Origin of the sequence: Actinomadura sp. NPDC048021 (assembly GCF_040653135.1) — a bacterium.
In the GTDB taxonomy this organism is placed as follows: domain Bacteria; phylum Actinomycetota; class Actinomycetes; order Streptosporangiales; family Streptosporangiaceae; genus Spirillospora; species Spirillospora verrucosospora.
Genome location: NZ_JBEZJQ010000016.1, coordinates 43,825 through 63,444 on the forward strand (window position 1 = coordinate 43,825; position 19,620 = coordinate 63,444).

Annotated in this window: 17 protein-coding genes; 12 read left to right on the forward strand and 5 right to left on the reverse strand. The window is 74.6% G+C overall.

The window, feature by feature from the left end; translation table 11 throughout:
• Position 1: 1 nt before the first annotated feature.
• Positions 2-1,540 (reverse strand): sugar ABC transporter ATP-binding protein, encoded by a 1,539-nt coding sequence (locus AB0C87_RS25660; RefSeq protein ID WP_345182414.1) that lies wholly within the window; start codon positions 1,538-1,540, stop codon positions 2-4.
• Positions 1,541-1,840: 300 nt separating this feature from the next.
• Here AB0C87_RS25660 and AB0C87_RS25665 point away from each other — a divergent pair, with 300 nt between their 5' ends.
• The 8 genes from AB0C87_RS25665 to AB0C87_RS25700 all read left to right on the forward strand — a co-directional run bounded on the left by AB0C87_RS25665 (position 1,841) and on the right by AB0C87_RS25700 (position 14,018).
• Positions 1,841-2,923, forward strand: a complete 1,083-nt coding sequence (locus AB0C87_RS25665; protein ID WP_353833041.1) for a substrate-binding domain-containing protein — start codon at positions 1,841-1,843, stop codon at positions 2,921-2,923.
• Positions 2,920-3,633 carry a (Fe-S)-binding protein gene (locus tag AB0C87_RS25670; RefSeq protein ID WP_360579896.1) on the forward strand — a complete coding sequence of 238 codons (714 nt, stop codon included), beginning with the start codon at positions 2,920-2,922 and terminating at the stop codon, positions 3,631-3,633. Before AB0C87_RS25665 ends, AB0C87_RS25670 begins: the two co-directional genes overlap by 4 nt.
• Positions 3,634-3,716: 83 nt before the next feature.
• Entirely contained in the window at positions 3,717-5,138 is a 1,422-nt protein-coding gene (locus tag AB0C87_RS25675; protein ID WP_360580023.1) for a LutB/LldF family L-lactate oxidation iron-sulfur protein, read from the forward strand.
• Positions 5,135-5,755: an LUD domain-containing protein gene (locus AB0C87_RS25680; RefSeq protein WP_345187803.1), complete on the forward strand. Its 621-nt coding sequence runs from the start codon at positions 5,135-5,137 to the stop codon at positions 5,753-5,755. The genes AB0C87_RS25675 and AB0C87_RS25680 overlap by 4 nt, the downstream gene beginning before the upstream one ends.
• Positions 5,752-7,185: a rhamnulokinase family protein gene (locus AB0C87_RS25685; RefSeq protein ID WP_360579898.1), complete on the forward strand. Its 1,434-nt coding sequence runs from the start codon at positions 5,752-5,754 to the stop codon at positions 7,183-7,185. The genes AB0C87_RS25680 and AB0C87_RS25685 overlap by 4 nt, the downstream gene beginning before the upstream one ends.
• Before the next feature lie 249 nt (positions 7,186-7,434).
• Positions 7,435-10,368: an AAA family ATPase gene (locus tag AB0C87_RS25690; protein ID WP_360357061.1), complete on the forward strand. Its 2,934-nt coding sequence runs from the start codon at positions 7,435-7,437 to the stop codon at positions 10,366-10,368.
• A 134-nt stretch (positions 10,369-10,502) separates the two neighbouring features.
• A complete protein-coding gene (locus tag AB0C87_RS25695; RefSeq protein ID WP_345183529.1) occupies positions 10,503-11,597 on the forward strand; it encodes an alpha/beta hydrolase in 1,095 nt (364 codons plus the stop codon).
• Positions 11,598-11,600: 3 nt separating this feature from the next.
• Positions 11,601-14,018 carry a GMC family oxidoreductase gene (locus AB0C87_RS25700; protein ID WP_360579901.1) on the forward strand — a complete coding sequence of 806 codons (2,418 nt, stop codon included), beginning with the start codon at positions 11,601-11,603 and terminating at the stop codon, positions 14,016-14,018.
• 126 nt (positions 14,019-14,144) lie between these two features.
• Here the strand turns inward: AB0C87_RS25700 and AB0C87_RS25705 are convergent, their stop codons facing one another.
• Positions 14,145-14,594: an SRPBCC family protein gene (locus AB0C87_RS25705; protein WP_353835709.1), complete on the reverse strand. Its 450-nt coding sequence runs from the start codon at positions 14,592-14,594 to the stop codon at positions 14,145-14,147.
• 51 nt (positions 14,595-14,645) lie between these two features.
• The gene (locus AB0C87_RS25710) at positions 14,646-15,209 is read right to left on the reverse strand and encodes a CGNR zinc finger domain-containing protein (protein WP_360579903.1); all 564 of its coding nucleotides are present in this window, start codon (positions 15,207-15,209) and stop codon (positions 14,646-14,648) included.
• Between the two features lie 69 nt (positions 15,210-15,278).
• On the opposite strand from AB0C87_RS25710, the gene AB0C87_RS25715 reads away from it, so the two are divergent.
• Positions 15,279-16,055, forward strand: a complete 777-nt coding sequence (locus tag AB0C87_RS25715) for a class I SAM-dependent methyltransferase (protein ID WP_360579904.1) — start codon at positions 15,279-15,281, stop codon at positions 16,053-16,055.
• Between the two features lie 16 nt (positions 16,056-16,071).
• Here AB0C87_RS25715 and AB0C87_RS25720 read toward each other — a convergent pair whose 3' ends face one another.
• A complete protein-coding gene (locus AB0C87_RS25720) occupies positions 16,072-16,497 on the reverse strand; it encodes a TIGR03618 family F420-dependent PPOX class oxidoreductase (protein WP_353835707.1) in 426 nt (141 codons plus the stop codon).
• Between the two features lie 64 nt (positions 16,498-16,561).
• The gene (locus AB0C87_RS25725) at positions 16,562-17,227 is read right to left on the reverse strand and encodes a hypothetical protein (protein ID WP_360579907.1); all 666 of its coding nucleotides are present in this window, start codon (positions 17,225-17,227) and stop codon (positions 16,562-16,564) included.
• A 438-nt stretch (positions 17,228-17,665) separates the two neighbouring features.
• On the opposite strand from AB0C87_RS25725, the gene AB0C87_RS25730 reads away from it, so the two are divergent.
• Genes AB0C87_RS25730 through AB0C87_RS25740 form a run of 3 tightly spaced genes read left to right on the forward strand, consistent with a single transcriptional unit; the run spans position 17,666 to position 19,582 of the window.
• Positions 17,666-18,154, forward strand: a complete 489-nt coding sequence (locus AB0C87_RS25730; RefSeq protein ID WP_207946058.1) for a sigma-70 family RNA polymerase sigma factor — start codon at positions 17,666-17,668, stop codon at positions 18,152-18,154.
• Positions 18,151-18,876 carry a zf-HC2 domain-containing protein gene (locus AB0C87_RS25735; RefSeq protein ID WP_360579909.1) on the forward strand — a complete coding sequence of 242 codons (726 nt, stop codon included), beginning with the start codon at positions 18,151-18,153 and terminating at the stop codon, positions 18,874-18,876. Before AB0C87_RS25730 ends, AB0C87_RS25735 begins: the two co-directional genes overlap by 4 nt.
• A 58-nt stretch (positions 18,877-18,934) precedes the next feature.
• A complete protein-coding gene (locus AB0C87_RS25740; RefSeq protein ID WP_360579911.1) occupies positions 18,935-19,582 on the forward strand; it encodes a hypothetical protein in 648 nt (215 codons plus the stop codon).
• Positions 19,583-19,620 lie beyond the last annotated feature (38 nt).

Below are 19,620 nucleotides of genomic sequence, written 5' to 3' on the forward strand. Positions count from 1 at the left end.
CTCAGGCCGCCTTTCCGGTGCCGGGGCGGCCGGTCGCCGCGGCCATCACGCTCTCCTCGGTCGCGTCCGCGCGGGCGATCTGCGCGGTCAGCCGCCCCTCGTGCATGACGAGGATCCGGTCGGCCATGCCGAGCACCTCCGGCAGGTCGGAGGAGATCATCAGCACCGCCAGGTCCTGCGCGGCCAGCTCCGACAGCAGCCGGTGCACCTCGGCCTTGGTGCCGACGTCGATGCCGCGGGTCGGCTCGTCCACGATCAGCACGGCCGGCTCGGTGGCCAGCCACTTGGCGAGCACGACCTTCTGCTGGTTGCCGCCCGACAGGACGCCGACGGCGTCGCTGAGCCGGGAGTACTTCAGCTGGAGGCGCAGGCCCCAGTCGGCGGCGCGGTCCCGCTCCACCTTCCGGGAGATCAGGCCCCCGCGCCCGGTCTCGCGGCGCAGCGTCTTCAACTGGGTCAGGCCCATGTTCCGCTCGATCGACATGTCCATGACGAGGCCCTGCTGGCGGCGGTCCTCGGGGACGAGCGCCAGCCCGGCCGACATCGCGGCCGTGGGGCTGCCCGCGGGGAGCGGACGCCCGCCGACCTCGACGGTCCCGGCGTCCCAGCGGTCCACGCCGAAGACGGCGCGGGCGACCTCGCTGCGGCCGGCGCCGACGAGCCCGGCCAGCGCGACGATCTCGCCGCGGCGGACCTCGAAGGAGACGTCGGTGAAGGCGCCCTCGCGGGTCAGCCGGCTCACCTTCAGCGCGACCTCGCCGGGCGTGACGTCCTGCTTGGGGTAGAGCGCGTCGAGGTCGCGGCCGACCATCCGGCGGACGAGGTCGTCGGGAGTGATGTCGGCGACCATGTCGGTGCCGACGTAGGTGCCGTCGCGCAGCGTCGTGACCCGGCGGCAGATCTCGAAGATCTCCTCCAGCCGGTGCGAGATGAACAGCACCGCGCAGCCGCTCTCCTGCAGGCTGCGGGTGACCGCGAACAGGCGGGCGACCTCCTGGCCGGTGAGCGCCGCGGTCGGCTCGTCCATGATGAGCACCCGCGCGTCCCGGGAGATGGCCTTGGCGATCTCGACGACCTGCTGGTCGGCGATCGACAGGCCGCGGGCGGGCTGCTGCGGGTCCAGCGCGACGCCGAGCCGCTCGAACAGCCGCGCCGTCTCGGCGTGCATGGCGCGGCGGTCGATGCGGCCGAGCGCGCCGCGCGGCTGGCGGCCCATGAAGATGTTCTCCGCGACCGACAGGTCGGGGAACAGCGTGGGCTCCTGGTAGATGACCGCGACACCGGCGGCCTGCGCGTCGGCGGGGCTGTTGAAGGCCACCGGCTCGCCGTCCACCCGCACCTCGCCCGCGTCGGGGCGGTGGACCCCTGCGAACGTTTTTACGACGGTGGACTTGCCGGCGCCGTTCTCCCCCGCAAGGGCGTGCACCTCGCCCGCGTGGAGCTCCAGGGTGACCCCCTGCAGCGCGCGGACCGCGCCGAACGACTTACTCACGTTGACCAGTGCCAATGTCGGCGGCGCCGAGCGGCCCGGTGCACTCATCGCGGCCCTCCTCGCGGGGGTCGTCTGTGACGTACAGATGAAAAACGTTTTAACGGGATGTTGCGGAGGACGCTAGATGTGACCCGGAGCACCCGTCAAGAGGGAACCTTGCCGCCAACCCCGCCCGACGCTGCGAGAAGCCCGTGCTCGCAAGGGCCCGCGACGTTCAGAAGTCGTACGCGGCCAGGACCGGCCGCCGAGGTTTCGCGACCCGTGGACCCCCACCACGGGTTGACACGTTTTAATCGAATGACCAAAGTGAGCGGCGACACAGCAGCGGACGACTCGGGGGCACACAGATTGGGCGCAGACGAGACCGGCCGCTCCGCGCCGCCGGGCAGGACGGTCGGCATCAAGCAGGTCGCGGCGCACGCAGGCGTCTCGCCCGGCACCGTGTCCAACGTGCTCAACCGGCCCGAGCGCGTCGCCGAGACCACCCGCGTCCGCGTCGAGCAGGCGATCCGCGATCTCGGCTTCGTCCGCAACGGCTCGGCGTCCACCCTGCGCGCCGGGCACAGCAGCACGATCGGGCTGATGGTCCTCGACCTGGCCAACCCGTTCTTCACCGACGTGGCGCGCGGCGTGGAGGACACCGCCAGCGAGCGCGGCTACGCGGTGATCCTGTCCTCCTCGGGCGAGTCCGACGAGCGGGAGCTGCGCAACCTGCGGGTGTTCGCCGAGCAGCGCGTCCGCGGCGTCCTGCTGACCCCGGTCGGCGACGACGGCGAGGCCGCCGACCGGCTGAGCGAGCGGGGCGTCCCGGTGGTGCTGCTCGACCACCCGACGCCGCGCGCCAACCAGTGCTCGGTCGCCGTGGACGACGTCGCCGGCGGCGAGCTCGCGGTCCGCGAACTGCTGGACGCGGGGGCCCGGACGCTGGCGCTGGTGACCGGGCCGGCCGTGCTGCGCCAGTGCGTCGACCGGCGCAGGGGCGCGCTGCGGGCGCTGCGCGCCGCCGGGCTCCCCGGGAAGGTGATGCGCGAGGTCGCGGTGGGGGCGATGAACGCCCGGTCCGGGCAGGAGGCGGCCCGGCGGCTGCTGGAGGCCGGCCCGCCGCTGCCCGAGGCGATCTTCTGCGCGAACGACCTGCTCGCGCTCGGCGTGCTGCGCGTCCTGCTGCAGGCCGGGATCAAGGTGCCGGATGACGTCGCGCTGATCGGGTACGACGACATCGAGTTCTCGGCCGCCGCCGCCGTCCCGCTCAGCTCGGTGCGGCAGCCCACCTACCAGCTCGGCCGGATCGCGACCGAGCTGCTGCTGGAGGAGTGCGACGACTCGGGCGGGCACGCCCACCAGCAGGTGATGTTCCAGCCCGAGCTGGTCGTCCGCGAGTCCAGCCGCTCCGCCCTGGGCGGCCCCGCCCTCGGGAGGCAGGCACTGTGAAGGTCGCGCTGTTCCTCACCTGCGTCAACGACACGATGTACCCGGGGACGGGCAGGGCCGTGGTGCGGCTGCTGCGGCGCCTCGGCCACGACGTCGAGTTCCCCGACGCGCAGACCTGCTGCGGGCAGATGCACCTCAACACCGGCTACCGGAAGCAGGCGCTGCCCCTGGTGAAGGGGTTCGCGGAGACGTTCGAGCCCTACGACGCGATCGTGACGCCGTCCGCGTCCTGCGGGGCGATGATCCGCGACTGGCACCCGCGGCTCGCGCCGCGCGCCGCCGGGGTCGCCTCCCGCGTGTACGAGCTGACGGAGTTCCTGGTGGACGTCCTCGGCGTCACCGACGTCGGCGCGTACTACCCGCACCGCGTCACCTACCACCCCACGTGCCACTCGCTGCGGATGCTGCACGTCGGCGACCGCCCGCTGCGGCTGCTGCGCGAGGTCGGCGGCATCGACCTGGTCGAGCTCCCGGACGCGGCCGAGTGCTGCGGGTTCGGCGGGACGTTCGCGCTGAAGAACGCCGAGGTGTCGGCCGCGATGTGCGCCGACAAGGTCACCGCCGTCCGGGAGACCGGCGCCGAGACGCTGTGCGCGGCGGACAACTCCTGCCTGATGCACATCGGCGGCGCCCTCACCCGCACCCGCGCCGGGGTGCGGACCGTCCACCTGGCCGAGATCCTCGCCTCGACGCGGGAGGAGCCCGCATGACCTCGCCCGCGCGTACACCGTGGGGGGACGACCCCCCACACCCCCGGGTTGGCTCCGCTCAGGCGATGCCGACCTACCTGGGAATGCCGTCGTTCCCGGACGCCGCCCGCCGCGCGGTGGCGGACCCGCGGCTGCGCGCGAACCTCGCGCACGCCACCACCACGATCCGCGGGCGCCGCGCCGCCGCGGTGGCCGAGCTGGACGACTGGGCCGCGCTCCGCGAGGCGGGCAAGCAGATCAAGGACCACGTCCTGGCGGACCTCGGGCACTACCTGCGGCTGCTGGAGGAGAAGGTCACCGAGGCCGGCGGGACGGTGCACTGGGCCCGCGACGCGGCCGAGGCCAACCGGATCGTCGCGGACCTGGTGAAGGCCACCGGCGAGACCGAGGTCGTCAAGGTCAAGTCGATGGCGACGCAGGAGATCGGCCTCAACGAGTTCCTCGCCGAGGAGGGGATCACCGCCTACGAGACCGACCTGGCGGAGCTGATCGTCCAGCTCGGCGACGACCGGCCGTCGCACATCCTCGTCCCGGCGATCCACCGCAACCGCTCCGACATCCGCGACATCTTCCTGCGCGCGATGGAGGACGCTCCGGAGGACCTGACCGACGCGCCCGCCGAGCTGGCCGAGGCGGCCCGCCGGCACCTGCGCGCCAAGTTCCTGTCGGCGAAGGTCGGGGTGTCGGGCGTGAACTTCGCCGTCGCCGACACCGGCACGCTCGTCGTGCTGGAGTCGGAGGGCAACGGCCGGATGTGCCTGACGCTCCCCGAGACGCTCATCTCGGTGATGGGCGTGGAGAAGATCGTGCCGAGCTGGCGGGACCTGGAGGTGTTCCTCCAGCTGCTGCCCCGCTCGTCCACCGCCGAGCGGATGAACCCCTACACCTCCACCTGGACGGGCGTGTCCCCCGGCGACGGCCCGCGCGACTTCCACCTCGTCCTGCTGGACAACGGCCGCACCGCCACCCTGGCCGACGAGGTGGGCCGGCAGGCGCTGCGCTGCATCCGCTGCTCGGCGTGCCTGAACGTGTGCCCGGTCTACCAGCGCGCGGGCGGCCACGCCTACGGCTCGCCCTACCCCGGCCCGATCGGCGCCATCCTGTCCCCGCAGATCAGGGGCATCGGGTCGGAGGTGGACGCGTCGCTGCCGTACGCGTCGACGCTGTGCGGGGCCTGCTTCGAGGCGTGCCCGGTCGCCATCGACATCCCGGAGGTGCTGGTGCACCTGCGGGCCCGCGCCGTCGAGAAGGGGCCCCGGCATCCGCTGGAGCGGGTGGCGATGGCCGCGGCCGGGTGGACGCTGCGCTCCCCCACCCGGCTCGGGCTCGCGCAGCGCGCCGCGTCCGCGAGCCGCCGCGCCGTGGCGCGCGGCGGCCGGATCCGGCGGCTGCCCGGGCCGCTCGGCGCCTGGACCGAGACGCGGGACGCGCCCGCGCCGCCGCCCGAGTCGTTCCGCGCCTGGTGGGCCCGGACCGGCGGCGGGCGCGAGGAGGGGGAACGGTGAACGCGCGCGAGGAGATCCTGCGCCGGATCGAGCGGGCGGCGCCCGCCCGGCCCGCCGCCGAGGTCGCCGCCGCCTACGGGCGGATCGACCGCGGCTACCTGCGCCGCCACCACGAGGACGCGATCCTCGACCTGTTCGCCGAGCGGGTCGCCGACTACCGCGCGACCGTCCTGCGCGTCGCCGCGGCCGACGTCGCCTCGACCGTCGCCGAACGGCTCGCGGCCCGTCCCGGCGCCTACGGCGTCCCCTCCGGCCTGCCGGAGGAGTGGACGTCCGCGACGGGGGCGGAGCTCGTGCGCGACCCGTCGGTCGCCTCCCTCGACGGCCTCGCCGGGGCGGTCACCGGCTGCGCGGCGGCGGTCGCGGAGACCGGCACGATCGTGCTGGACCACGGCGCCGGCCAGGGGCCGCGCGCCCTGTCCCTCGTCCCCGACTACCACCTGATCGTCGTCCTCGCCGGCCAGGTCGCCGCCGATGTGCCGGAGGCGCTCGAACGGCTCGACCCGCGGCGCCCGCTGACGTTCGTGTCGGGCCCGTCCGCGACGAGCGACATCGAGCTGTCCCGGGTGGAGGGCGTGCATGGCCCGCGGACTCTGGAGGTTGTGGTCGTCCAATGAGCGAAGCGATGTTCGCGGCCGTCGATCTCGGGGCGTCCAGCGGGCGGGTGATGGCCGGGCGCGTCGGGCCGGGCACCCTCGCCCTGGAGGAGATCCGCCGCTTCCCGAACCGCCCCGTGCGGGTCAACGGAACCCTGCACTGGGACATCCTCGGCCTCTACGGCAACGTCCTGGACGGGCTCCGCTCCGCCCCGCGCGGCCTGTCCTCGGTCGGCATCGACTCCTGGGCCGTCGACTACGGGCTCCTCGACGCGGAGGGCCGGCTGCTCGGCAACCCCGTCCACTACCGCGACGCCCGCACCGACGGCGTGATGGAGCGGGTGCGCGCCGAGCTGGGCGAGGACCTGCTCTACCGGACCTCGGGCCTGCAGTTCCTCCCGTTCAACACGATCTACCAGCTCGCGGCCGAGGACCTGTCCCGGGCCGCCACGCTGCTGCTCGTCCCCGACCTGCTGGCCCACTGGCTCACCGGGGAGATCGGCGCCGAGCGCACGAACGCCTCCACCACCGGGCTGCTGGACGTCCGGAGCGGCGCCTGGTCGGCGGACCTCATCGACCGGCTCGGCCTGCCCGCGCGGATCTTCCCGCCGCTGCACGACCCCGGCGCCGGCATCGGCACCCTGCGCGCGGACGTGGCGGCCGAGACCGGCCACGGCGCGCTGCGCGTCACGGCCGTCGGGTCCCACGACACGGCCTCCGCCGTCGCCGCCGTCCCCGCCGCCACCGACCGGTTCGCCTACATCTCGTGCGGTACCTGGTCGCTGGTCGGCGTGGAACTGGACGCCCCCGTGCTGACCGACGAGAGCCGCAAGGCCAACTTCACCAACGAGGGCGGCGTCGACGGGACCGTCCGCTACCTGCGCAACGTGATGGGCCTGTGGCTCCTCCAGGAGTCGCAGCGGACCTGGGGCGAGGCGGACCTGCCGGGCCTGCTCGCCGCGGCCCGGGACGTGCCCGGCCTGCGCAGCCTCATCGACCCCGACGACCCCGAGTTCCTGCCGCCCGGCGACATGCCGGCCCGCATCGCCGCGCACTGCCGCCGCCGCGGGTTCCCCGAGCCGTCCACCCCCGCCGAGACCGTGCGCTGCATCCTCGACAGCCTCGCCCTCGCGCACCGCGCCACGCTCCGCCAGGCGGCGCGCCTGTCGGGGCGGGACATCGACGTCGTCCACCTGGTGGGCGGCGGCAGCCGCAACGACCTGCTGTGCCGGCTGACCGCCGACGCGAGCGGGCTGCCGGTGGTGGCCGGACCCGTCGAGGCGACCGCCCTCGGCAACGTCCTGGCGCAGGCCCGCGCGCACGGCGCCGTCGCGGACCTCGCCGGGTCACGCGCCCTGGTCGCCGCCACCCAGGACCTGCGCCGCTACGAGCCGTCGGGCGACGAGGCCCGCTGGAGCGAGGCCGCCTCCCGCCTCGGCCTGGAGGACTGACCGGCCGCGGATGTCACGGTCCCGGGACGGTTTACCCTCCCGAGGTTGACATGGGACGCCCGAGGGCCGTTCATAGCTATGTACATACGGTCCAAGGCCGCCGTCGCGGGCGGGCAAGGCGCAGGCAGGGCGTGTTGTCCTGCCTTATTGACGTTCCACCCGATAAGGTGAATCCCGCTCGTTCAGAGGTACCGCAACAAGAAGCATGGCCACGGCGTATCGGCCGCCTGTCGCTGTTGGGGTGTGGACATGGAGGGTCGTGCGGCCCATGCCGCCGGGGGTCCCGGCAACGCTCCGCTCGTGGGGCGCCGGGACGCGCTGCACCGGATCGACCGCGCTCTCGACGCGGTCGAGAGCGGCTACGGCCTCGTCGCGCTGGTCGGCGAGCCCGGCGCCGGCAAGACGCGGCTGCTGAACGAGCTCGCGGACTGCGCGACCGCCCGCAAGCTGCCGTTCGTCGCGGGGCGCGCGGCCGAGTTCGAGCAGGAGATGCCGTTCGGCGCCGTGGTCGACGCGCTCGACGACCGCCTCGAGGAGCACTCCCTCGACCTGCCGCCCGGCGCGCTGCGCCTGCTCGGCACCGTGTTCCCCGCGCTCGCCGACCTGTCCGGCGACCCGCCCGCCGCCTCGCCGGAGTCGCGGGTGGCGCGCTACCAGCTGCACCGCACCGTCCGGCACCTGCTGGAGGCGCTCGCCGAGCCGTCCGGGCTGGTGCTGATCCTCGACGACCTGCACTGGGCCGACGACGCGACGATCGAGCTGCTGGACCACCTGGTCCGCCACCCGCCCCGGGCGCGGGTCCTGCTGGCGGTCGCCTACCGTCCGGCGCAGGCGTCGCCGCGGCTGGCGGCGCTGGTGGACGCGGCGGGCCCGCAGGGCGCGCGGGTGGCGGTCGATCCGCTCACCCAGAGCGAGGTCCGCGAGTTCCTCGGCCCGGACGTGGGCCGCGCGCGGTGCGAGGCCCTGTTCAAGGCCAGCGGCGGCAACCCGTTCTACCTCGAGGCGCTGGCCAGGATGGCGGGCGGGACCGCGCCCGCGTCCGGCGCCGGCCTCGACCGGCACTGGGAGAAGGGCGTCGCGAACCTGACCGAGGTGCCGCCGGCGGTGCGGGCGGCGCTGCAGGTCGAGCTGAGCGCGCTGCCGCCGAGGGCGCTGCTGATGGCGCAGGGCGCCGCGGTGGCCGCGGACGTGTTCGAGCCCGCGCTCGCGTCGGTCGCGGCGGAGATGGACCAGAACGCCGCGCTCACCGCCCTGGACGTGCTGACCGGCCACGACGTGGTGCGTCCCGCGCCGGGCGGCCGGTTCCGGTTCCGCCATCCCCTGGTGCGGCACGTCGCCTACGCCTCGACGGCGGCCGGCTGGCGGATCGCCGCGCACTCGCGGGTGTCGGAGCGGCTGGCCGAGCTCGGCGCCCCGGCGGCCGTGCGCGCCCACCACGTGGTGCGGTCGGCGCGCTTCGGCGACGCCGAGGCGATCCGGACGCTTCTGGAGGCCGCCCGCGCCGTCGCGCCGCAGGCGCCCGCGACCGCCGCGTACTGGCTGCAGGCCGCGCTGGACCTGATGCCCGGCGCCGGCGCCGGCGCCTATCCCGACCGGGTGGAGCTGCTGGTCGAGCTGGCCCAGGTGCAGGCCGTCAGCGGCCATGCCGAGGAGGGCCGCGAGACCGCCCGCACGCTGCTGGGGCTGCTGCCGCCGGACGACACCGTCCGCCGCGCCCGCACCGTGCACATGTGCGCGATCATGGAGCGCCAGCTCGGCCGGATCCACGAGGCCCGCGCCCTGGTCCTGGACGAGCTGCGCCGCAGCACCGACCGGCAGACCCCCGAGGCGGTGCTGCTGCGGATCCGGCTCGTCGCCGACCGGATCCAGCGGATCGACACCCGGGGCTCGCACGCCATCCTGGAGACCATCCCCGACAGCGCGCCCGGGTGGGGCCCCGGCCTGACGGCGGCGGTCGCGGCGATGCGCCCGATGGTCGCCTACGGGCGCGGCGAGGTCGCGGAGGCGATCGACCGCGCCCAGACCGCCGACCGGCTGTTCTCCGCGGCGTCCGACAACGACTTCGCCGACTGCCTCGACTGCTTCGCCTGGCTGGTGTTCGCCGAGTCGTTCCTCGGCATGTACGACGAGGCGCTGCGGCACGCCGAGCGGCTGGTGTCGATCACCCGCACGACCGGGCAGACGTTCGTGCTCGGCTACATGCTGTCCGGGCAGTCGCGCGTCCTCGCCCAGACGGGGCGGCTGGAGGAGGCCGCCGCCGTCGCCGACGAGGCCACCGCGGTCGGCCGTGACCTGCGCTCGCAGGAGGTGCTGGCCTACGGGCTGATCCAGCAGTGCCTGACCGCGTCCTGGATGGGCGACCACGAGCGGGCGCTGCGGGCCGGGGACGAGGCCGTCGCCAACGACACCGGGTCGGGCGAGTGGTGGACCCACATGGCGCATGTGGCCCGCGCCATCGCGGTGATCAACGAGGGCCGGCTGGAGGAGGGCGCCACCGCGCTGATCGCCGCCTGCGGCGACGGCACCCTCGGCCTGGACTTCAGCACCCTGGTGATCTGCGCGGAGGCGCTGGCGTCGGTCCGCGCCGCGCAGGAGAACGGCGCCGACGCGGCGCACTGGGCCGACATCGCCGAGGCGATCGCCGACCCGCTGCTGACCGGCGACGCCGGCCTGGCCCGGCTGACCCGGGCGCACGCGCTCCGCTCCGCCGACCCCGCCGCGTCCGCGGCGGTGGCGGCGGAGGCCGCCGACCTGCTCGCCAAGGCGGGGCGGCGGCCCGAGGCCGGCCGCGCCGAACTGGCCGCCGGGCTCGCGCACGCCGCCGCGGGCGACCGGTCCCGCGCCCGGGACCGGCTGCGCGCCGCCGCCGAGGTCTTCGAGTCGTGCGGGATGAAGGGGCTGCTGGCGCAGGTCGTCCGCGAGCAGCGGCGGCTCGGTGTCCGGGTGCCCTCCCCCGGGACGCCCGCACGCGGTGCCAAGGGCAGGAAGGACCTGCCGTTCGGGCTCTCCCCGCGCGAGCACGAGATCGCGCTGCTGGTCGCCGAGGGCAACAGCAACCAGCAGATCGCCGAGCGGCTGTACCTCAGCGTCCGGACGGTCGAGACCCACCTCTCCCGCGTCTTCGGCAAGATCGGCGTGTCCTCCCGGGTCGGCGTCGCGACCGCGATGAACCGTTCCGAGTAGATCTGACTCTTACTTCACGTACGTCCCGTACGTCCGGTGGGTGCGCCCGCACCCGTAAGTACGGGTTCTCCACGATGCCGCGCCGATATCTGCGTTTGGCAGGGTTGGACCGTCAGGAAGCGGAGGAGATCGACATGGAGCAGCAGCGGATCGCGCGCTTCACGCACGCGGGCGTCGCCGACGCCGAGGTGTCCGCGCACCCCTTCGCGACCGAGGACGGCCTCGGCCTGAACCTCACCCGGTTCCGCCGGAGCGACTGCGACGACGTCGTCCTGCTGGTGCACGGGCTGACCACGTCCAGCGACATGTACATTATGCCGGAGCACGCCAACCTGGTGAACCACCTGCACGACGCCGGGTTCGGCGACGTGTGGGCGGCCGACCTGCGGATCAGCGGCCGGTTCCCCTACAACGCCGAGGCCTCGCGCCACGACCTGGACGCCATCGCGCTCTACGACCACCCGGCGATGCTCGCCGAGCTGCGGCGCCACGTCGGCGACCGGCGGATCCACGTGATCTCCCACTGCGTGGGCGCGATCTCGTTCTCGATGGCGCTGTTCGCCGCCACCGTCACCGGCGTCACCAGCCTGGTCTGCAACAGCGTCTCGCTCACCCCGCGCACCCCGCGCTGGTCGAAGATCAAGCTCGGCTACGGGCCCGCCCTCATGGAGTACGTGCTCGGGCCCTGCCACCTGGACCCCCGGTACGCGAACGCTCCGGTGCTGACGCGCGGCTGGATGCTCGCCAAGGCCGTCGCCCCGTTCCACCGCGAGTGCGACGAGCCGGCCTGCCACATGCTCAGCTTCATGTGGGGCGGCGGACAACCGATCTTCACGCACGGCAAGATGTCGCCGGTCACGCACGGCCGGCTGCCCGACCTGTTCGGGGCCTGCAACGTCAACTACTACCGGCACCTCCACGCGATGGTGAAGGCGGGCCGCGCGGTGAAGCGCCACCCGCGCGACCCCCGCTCGGCCGCGCTGCCGGACGACTACCTGTCGCGCGCCGCCACGGTCACGACGCCGATCCTGTTCCTCACCGGAGACCGCAACCACGTGTTCACCGATTCCAACATCGTCTGCCACCGCGCCCTGGAGAAGATCACTCCCGGGCTGCACGAGCTGGCGGTCCTGCCCGGCTACGGCCACCAGGATCCGTTCATGGGGGCCGCCTCCGCGACCGAGGTGTTCCCGCAGGTCGTGGACTTCCTCAAGCGGAAGGCGGGCTGAGTGATGAGCGAAGGCGGCGGCGCGGCCGAGCACGTCGACGCGGTCGTGGTCGGATCCGGATTCGGCGGATCCGTCACCGCGTACCGGCTGGCGGAGGCCGGGCAGCGGGTCGTCCTGCTGGAGCGCGGGCAGCCGTACCCGCCCGGCAGCTTCCCGCGCTCCCCCGCCGAGTTGGGGCGGGCTTTCTGGGACCCCGACGCCGGCCTGTACGGGATGTACGACGTGTGGGGGTTCAAGGGCTGCGACTCCGTCGTGTCCTCCGGCCTCGGCGGCGGCTCCCTGATCTACGCGAACGTGCTGCTGCGCAAGGACGAGCGCTGGTTCGTGCACGACCGGCCGGGGCCCGGCGGGGGGCACGAGCCGTGGCCGGTCTCGCGCGCCGACCTGGACCCGCACTACGACGCCGTCGAGCGGATGATGGGCGCGACGCCGTACCCGCTGGACCAGGTCCCCTACGACGACACCCCGAAGACGCACGCGATGCAGGACGCGGCGGCCGAGCTCGGCCTCCACAGCACGCTGCCGCCGCTCGCGGTCAGCTTCGCGCCGGAGCCGGGCGGCACGCCCGGGGTGAGCCTGCCGATCGCCGACCCCGCGTACGGCAACCTGCACGGCGCCCGCCGCCGGACGTGCAAGCTGTGCGGCGAGTGCGACATCGGCTGCAACGAGGGCTCCAAGAACAGCCTCGACCACAACTACCTGTCGGCGGCGGCGCACCACGGCGCCGACATCCGCACCTCCCACGAGGTGAAGGCGATCCGGCCGCGGCGGGGCGGCGGGTACGAGGTCGACTACGTCCACCACACGGACCTGTCCGCCCGCAAGCGCCGCCTGCCGAGCCGGACGATCACGTGCGACCGGCTGGTGCTGGGCGCCGGCACGTACGGCACCACGTACCTGCTGCTGAAGTCCCGCGCGGCGTTCCCCGGCCTCAGCTCGGCGCTCGGCACCCGTTTCTGCGGCAACGGCGACCTGCTGACGTTCCTGATGCGGGCCAAGGACCGCAACCGGGTCCGCCCGCTCAACGCCAGCCGCGGGCCGGTGATCACCACGGCGATCCGGCTGCCGGACGACCTGGACGGCGTGCCCGGCGCGGGCCGCGGCGCCTACATCCAGGACGGCGGCTACCCCGGTTTCACCGACTGGATCGTGAACGGCTTCGACGTCCGCGGCGAGTTCGAGCGCGCGGTGGAGTTCCTGTGGGGCCGGTTCCGGGAGTTCTTCAAGGACGCGCCGGACACCAACCTGTCCGAGGAGCTCTCGGACCTGATCGGCGACGGGGCGCTGACGGTCAGCTCGCTGCCGCTGCTCGGCATGGGCCGCGAGACCGCCGACGGGCGGCTGCACCTGCGGGACGGCCGGCTCGCCGCCGACTGGAACGCGCGGACCAGCGAGGAGCTGTTCAACCGCGTCCGCAAGACGATGCGGGGGATCGCGGACGTGCTCGGCGCCGACTACGCCGACAACCCGATGTGGTTCCGCAAGCGCATCATCACCGTCCATCCGCTGGGCGGCGCCCCTATGGGCGGCCACCCGGGCGAAGGCGTCTGCGACGCCTTCGGCGAGGTGTTCGGGTTCCCGGGCCTCTACATCGCCGACGGGGCGGCGATGCCCGGCCCGGTGGGCCCGAACCCCTCGCTGACGATCGCCGCGCAGGCCGACCGGCTGGCCACGCGGCTGCTGGAGAGGACCGCCCCGCCCGCCACGGGGGCCGAGCCGGCCGGGGGAGCCGGCTCGCCAGGCGGGGCGGGGAACGGCTCGGCGTACGGCCCCGCATCGGGGAGCCGCGGTGGGACACGGGGACCGTCCACCGCGGTCGCGGGCCGTACGTCGCTGTCGTTCACCGAGGAGATGAAGGGGTTCGTCACCTACGGGGAGTCCGACACGCGGATCGGCGAGCTGGCCGAGGGGCGCCTGCCCCTGTCGTTCCGCCTGACGATCACCGCGGCGGACACCGACCGCTTCCTGGCCGAGGCGGACCACGAGGCGACGGCCGCCGGATGGGTCGACGCGACGGGGCACGGGGGGCGCCGCCCGGTCGAGCGGGGCACGTTCAACCTGTTCGTCGCGGACGGGCCCGAGGACCGGCGGCTGATGAAGTACCGGCTGTTCTACACCGACGGCGAGGGGCGGCGGCGCACGCTGAGCGGGCGCAAGAACGTCCTGCACGGGCCGCCGACGCGGATCTGGCCGGACACCTCCACCCTCTACGTGCGGCTGCTGGACGGGCACGTCGCCGAGGACGAGGAGGACGGCGCGCCGGTCGTCGCGGCGGGCGTGCTGCACATCCAGCTGACCGACTTCGCGCGGCAGCTGACGACCTTCCGCGCGACGGGTCCCGACGGGGCGGGCCGGCTGCTCGACTTCGGCCGGTTCTTCGCCGGGGAGCTGTGGGAGGTCTACGGTCCCGACCCCGCCTGAGGGGTCCATGGTCGTGCAGGCCGAGGGAACTGCGGGGTGCTCTCGGCCTGCACCTTTTCTGCCGGAGGTCGTGCGGGGGGTCGCACGGCCTCCGGCTCACGTTCCTCCCCGCGGGCCCGGACGCGGTCAGATGCCCTCGGCCTTGCGGGCGGGGCAGTCCGGCGGGCAGTGCTCGACGTGGGCGGGCAGCCATCGGGCGAAGGCCTTCAGCATCTGCCGGAGCCCGAAGCCGACGATCGGGCCGGTGCCGGGGATCAGCGGCTCGAACGTCGCCTCCCAGCGCAGGAACGTGCCGGCGTCCCGGCGCTCCAGCCGGACGTCCGACCGGTAGCTGCGCACGGGCAGGCCCGACAGCGCGACGTACCCGAAGTGCTCGTAGGGCTCGTAGGCGACGGTCCGCTCGCTGGCCGGCCAGATCTTCTTGACCGTCCCGACGCCGTAGGGGGCGGTGTCGCCCGCGCGCGCCCGCCGCGCCGGGGTGGGGAACCTGCCCCAGGCGCCCCACGCCTCGGGGACGGCCAGGTGCCGGAAGAGGTCCTCGGGCGAGGCGGCGGTGGTGGCGGTGGCCTGGATCATCGCCACACGCTACAGGCACGCCCGCGAAACCGGCAGGCCCAGCCGGGGCCGTCAGGACGACTGCGCGCGGGCGCGGAACGCGGCGGCCTTGACCCGGTTCTGGCAGGCGGTGGAGCAGAAGCGGCGGGTGCCGTTGCGGGAGGTGTCGACGTAGACGCGGTCGCAGTTGGGGGCGGTGCAGACGCCCAGGCGGTCGTGCATCTCGCTGCCGATGACGATGGCGAGGCCGGTGGCGCAGGGGCCGGCCCAGTCGTTCTCGTCGGCTCCGTGGTAGTGGACGTGCCACGGATGTCCGTCGTGGCGCTCCAGGCGGGGCCGGGCCTCGGCCGTCTCCAGGAGCCGGTTGACCTGCTCGGCGGCGCCGTCGACGTCGCCGGCGGCGACGGCGTCGAACACCACGCGCAGCTCCCGCGCGACGGCGGCGAGCGCGGGCAGTTCGGACTCGGCGGCGCGCGAGCCGCGCCCGACGCGCTGGAGGACGTCGGTGACGGCGGCGGCGAGCGCGGGCGGCGGGGGCGGGGTGTAGGCGCGGCCGCGCCGCTCCCCCGGGGTCAGCTCGTTGACGAGGCCGGCGGCCGCCTGCACCACCGCATCGGTATGACTGTTGAACTCCACTTGACCGGTTACGCCTTCCGGGTTCACAATGTGACTGTCCAAAGCTTATACGACAGTCACAGGAGGGTCATGACCATGCTCGACCACGAGGTCGCGAGCGCCTGGACCGCCCGCTGGGACGTCCAGCAGGAGGGCTACGTCCCCGACCGCGAGGAGCGGTTCACCGCCATCGTCGACGCCCTGGAGGCCGCGACCGGGCGGCCCGACCCGCTCGTCCTCGACCTCGGCTGCGGGCCGGGCTCGCTCGCCGGCCGGATCCTGGACCGCGTCCCCGGCGCGACCGTGGTCGCGGTGGACGCCGACCCGCTGCTGCTGTCGCTCGGCCGCGCCGCGCACGCCGGCCGGCCGGGTCTGGCCTTCACCGAGCTGGACCTGCGCGAGCCCGGCTGGGCGGCGCGGCTGCGGCTGGACCGGCAGGCCGACGCCGCCGTCAGCACGACCGCCCTGCACTGGCTGTCGTCCGCCCAGCTGCGCGTCGCCTACGGCGAGCTGGCGCGTGTGCTGCGCCCTCGCGGCCTGTTCCTCAACGGCGACAACCTCGGAGTGGAGGACCGCACGCCGGGCCTCGCGGCCCTCGACGTCGCCCTGCGCGAGCGCGAGCGGGCGCGCCGGTTCGGCGGGGACCGCCCCGAGGGCTGGGACCAGTGGTGGGACGCGGTCGCCGCCGATCCCGGCCTCGCCGGGCTGCGATCGCTGGCCCGCGACGAGACGACCGGCCACCACGGCTCGGAGTCGGCGCTGCTGTCCACCCATGTCGAGGCACTGCGCGAGGCGGGCTTCGACGAGGTCGGGACGCTCTGGCAGCGCGGCGACAACCGCCTCCTCGCCGCCCTGCTGGGGGCCTAGCCGCGCCCGGCCGCCGTCAGTGCGCCTGCCCGTAGAGGCGTTCGACGTGCAGGCGGACGACGAGGCGGCCGTCCTCGACCATGACGCGGCGGTACTCGTCCCAGTCGGGGTGCTCGCCGCGGATGTCCCGGTACACCTCGACGAGTTCCTCGACGGCGGCGTCGTCCGGATCGGCGGCGACCGCCGTGAGCTCGGCGGTGCCCTCGGCGACCACCCACGACCAGCCGTCCGGCGAACCGACGTGCAGGCTCGCGCGCGGGTCGCGGGCCAGGTTGCGGGCCTTGGCCCGGTCGGCGGTGATCGAGATCCGGACGAGCCGGCGTTCCTCGTCGTAGTGGTAGTTGATCGTGGACAGCTGGGGCCGCCCGTCGCCCTTGAGGGTGGCCAGCACCCCGATGTCCCGTCCCGCCAGGAGTTTCACCAGCGCCGCTTCGTCCGCCATCGTCGCCTCCATCGGTCGTCGGTCCTACCTGCGTCAACCCCTGGGCGGGCCGGTCGCTTCCCGGTCAGTTCAGGGCGAGGGCCGGGAACTCGAGGACGCGGGCGGACCGGGTGCCCGGCCCGCCCGCGTCCTCGCCCGCGTCCTCGCGGGCGGCGCGGCCGGTGAGGATGTGGCCGCGGAACACCGCGCCCTTCGCCGCGACCTTGACGGCGCGGAACCCTCGCGGCGGCAGGGCGCAGAACCCGGTCCGCACGACGTCGTCGAACAGCGAGTCCGACACGACGTAGGCGAGGTCGCGGTCCGCGTCGTCGGCCAGCAGGCGGCGCAGCGGCGCCGCGTCCAGCAGCCGCTGGACGACGATGGGCGCGTCGCCCGCGGGGCCGAACGGCCCGGCCGTGAGCGTGCCGTGGTGCAGCGAGAGCCGGACGCGCAGGCGGAAGCGGCCGGCGTCCCGGTTGACCTCGCGCAGCGCCCCGTCGAGGAGGATGACGAACTCACCGGCCACCGTCGCCGGGTCGACGCCCTCCGGCAGCGTGGCGAGCTCGCCGTCCCCGCCGACCTGCTTGTCCCAGCCCGCGCGGTCGAGGCCGACGCCGCGGGCGGCGCCGTCGAGCGCCTCCGTCAGCAGCCGCTGCGCGCGCAGCTGCTCGCGCGTGTCGCGCCGGCTGTACCCCTGGATGTCCACAGCCAGCAGCAGGCGGTAGCTGAGCTGGACTTCCCCGTTCTCCATCACCATGCCGATCCCCGCCCTCGGTCTCTGTGGGCAAATGGGCCCGATGCCCGCATTCGCTCCAAAGCGTGGAGTGAGCGTTGCCCGGCGAAGGTTCCGATGCGCGGGTCGGAGTCTCGCCTCCCGTACGCACCCTGAGACGCACCTCGGCGATCCCTGGGACTGGACGGTAAGGAAAAGGTGGCGAACAAGTAAGATCCATTGCGGAAAATCCCCCACGAAACGGCCTCGGTTGAACCGCGCGGCGCGGGGTCCCGTACTGCCTCCCAACGTGACACCCACGGTCACCGCGTCGCCCCGCACCCCCTCGCACCCCCGCCGGAGACCCCGATGGCCCACAGATCACCGGCCGCCTCGGCCACCCGCGAACGCCCTCCCGGACCGTGGAGCTGGTTCCGCGGCCCGCGGCCCTCCGGCGGCGTGGACGACCAGGTGATCGTGACCGAGCTGTACCGCGTGTACGGCCGCCCCCTGCTGTCGTTCGTCCTTCGCCTCACCGGCGGCGACCGGCACTGGGCCGAGGACGTCGTCCAGGAGACGATGATCCGCGCCTGGCGCAGCGCGCACCAGCTCGACGAGAACGCGACGTCGCTGCTGCCCTGGCTCGCGACGGTCGCCCGCCGGATCGTCATCGACGACCAGCGCCGCAAGAACGCACGGCCGCAGGAGGCGGGCGAGGGCCCGCTGGAGAACATGCGCGTGCCCGACGGGTTGGAGGATCTGCTGCGCTCCGTCGTCGTGTCCGAAGCCCTCCTCGCCCTGTCCCCCGCCCACCGAGAGATCCTCAACGAGACCTTCTTCCGGGACCGCTCGGTGAACGAGGCCGCCAGGCATCTCGGGATCCCCGTGGGCACCGTGAAGTCCCGGGTCTACTACGCGCTCCGGGCACTGCGCGTCGCCCTGGAGGAGAGGGGCGTGACGCCATGAGAGCGCCGGACATGCCGCACGTCGACGTCGGCGCCTACGCCCTCGGCCTGCTGGAGGAGCCCGACCGCCGCGCGTTCGAGGCGCACCTGGCGACGTGCTTCTCCTGCCACGAGGAGCTCGGCGCGCTGAGCGGGATCGCCCAGACCCTGGACGGCATCGGCCCGATCGCCGACCCGGCGGAGGCGATGCCCGCGCCGCCCGAGCCGGCGGCGGTCACCGACCTGATCCGGCACCGGATCCGGCGGGAGCGGCGGCACCGGACCGCGCGGGCGCTGGCCGCGGCCGCCGCCGGGGTCGTGCTGCTCGGCGGGGCGCTCGGCGCCGGGTACACGCTCGGCGCCGACCGCGGCTCCGCCGCCTCCGCGCCGGACGGCGGGACCGCCCAGCTGCTGCGGGACGGCCGGGCGATGTCGGCGACCGACGCCGGCACCGGCGTCACCGGGACGGTCGCGACGCAGCAGAAGGCGTGGGGGAGCCGGGTCGCGCTGCGACTCAGCAAGGTCGACGGGCCGCTCGCGTGCGAACTGGTCGCCGTGGACCGGCGGGGCAGGGCGCACACCGTCGTCGGCTGGTCCGTCCCCGAGAAGGGCTACGGCCTGCCCGGCTCGCCGCAGCCCCAGCTGGCGCTGCAGGGCGGCACGGCGCTGCGGCCCCAGGAGATCAGCCGGTTCGAGGTCCGCACGATCGGCGAGGGCCGCACGCTGCTGACCGTCCCGGCGTAGGCCCCGCCTCCCGGAACGCGCGGCCGGGCCGCTCCCCCGCGTCTCATAGGCTGAGGCCGTGAGTGCGACCCGACCGTCCGCCGGTCCCGAGCTGATGCTGCCGGGGCTCGGCGAGGTGTACGCGGCCTACGTCCGGGAGGCCGGCGCCCTGCCCGCGCAGCCCGGCGCGCTGCAGGCCGAGATGTGGACGTCGGCGCAGCTCGGCGGCCTGGAGGCGGCGGCCCCGCACGACGCCGCCCGGCGCGCCGCGCTCGGCGACCTGATCGGCTGCCTGCACGCGGCGGCCACCCCGGGCGCGCGGGCCTTCCTGCGGGCGCTCGCCGCGATCGGCCCCGCCGAGGGGCGCGGCGCCGCGGCCCGCGCCGCCGACCGCCTCGCCGGCGTCCCGGCGGCGCCCTGGGAGGACTCGCTCGGACGGGTCGTCCCCGGGCAGGCGTGGCTGATCCAGGAGGGGCCGCTCGACGGCGACCGCCTGGTCTGCGAGTTCCGCTACGAGGGCGCCGGCACCGCCGGGATGCACGCCCTCGCCGTCCGGCTCTCCTACGGCGACGCCCCCGCCGAGATCGTGGTCGTCGGGGACGTCCCGGCGCTGATGGCCGCGGCGCGGCAGGCCATGCAGGCCGAGCTGTGCGTCGTGCAGCCCCATGACGCTGCGGCCGTGGGCGCGAGGCTCCGGCGAAGCGCTCGTCGACCTGCTCCGGGGTGAGGCCGAAGTCCGCGAGCGAGTACCGGTGGGCGGGTTTC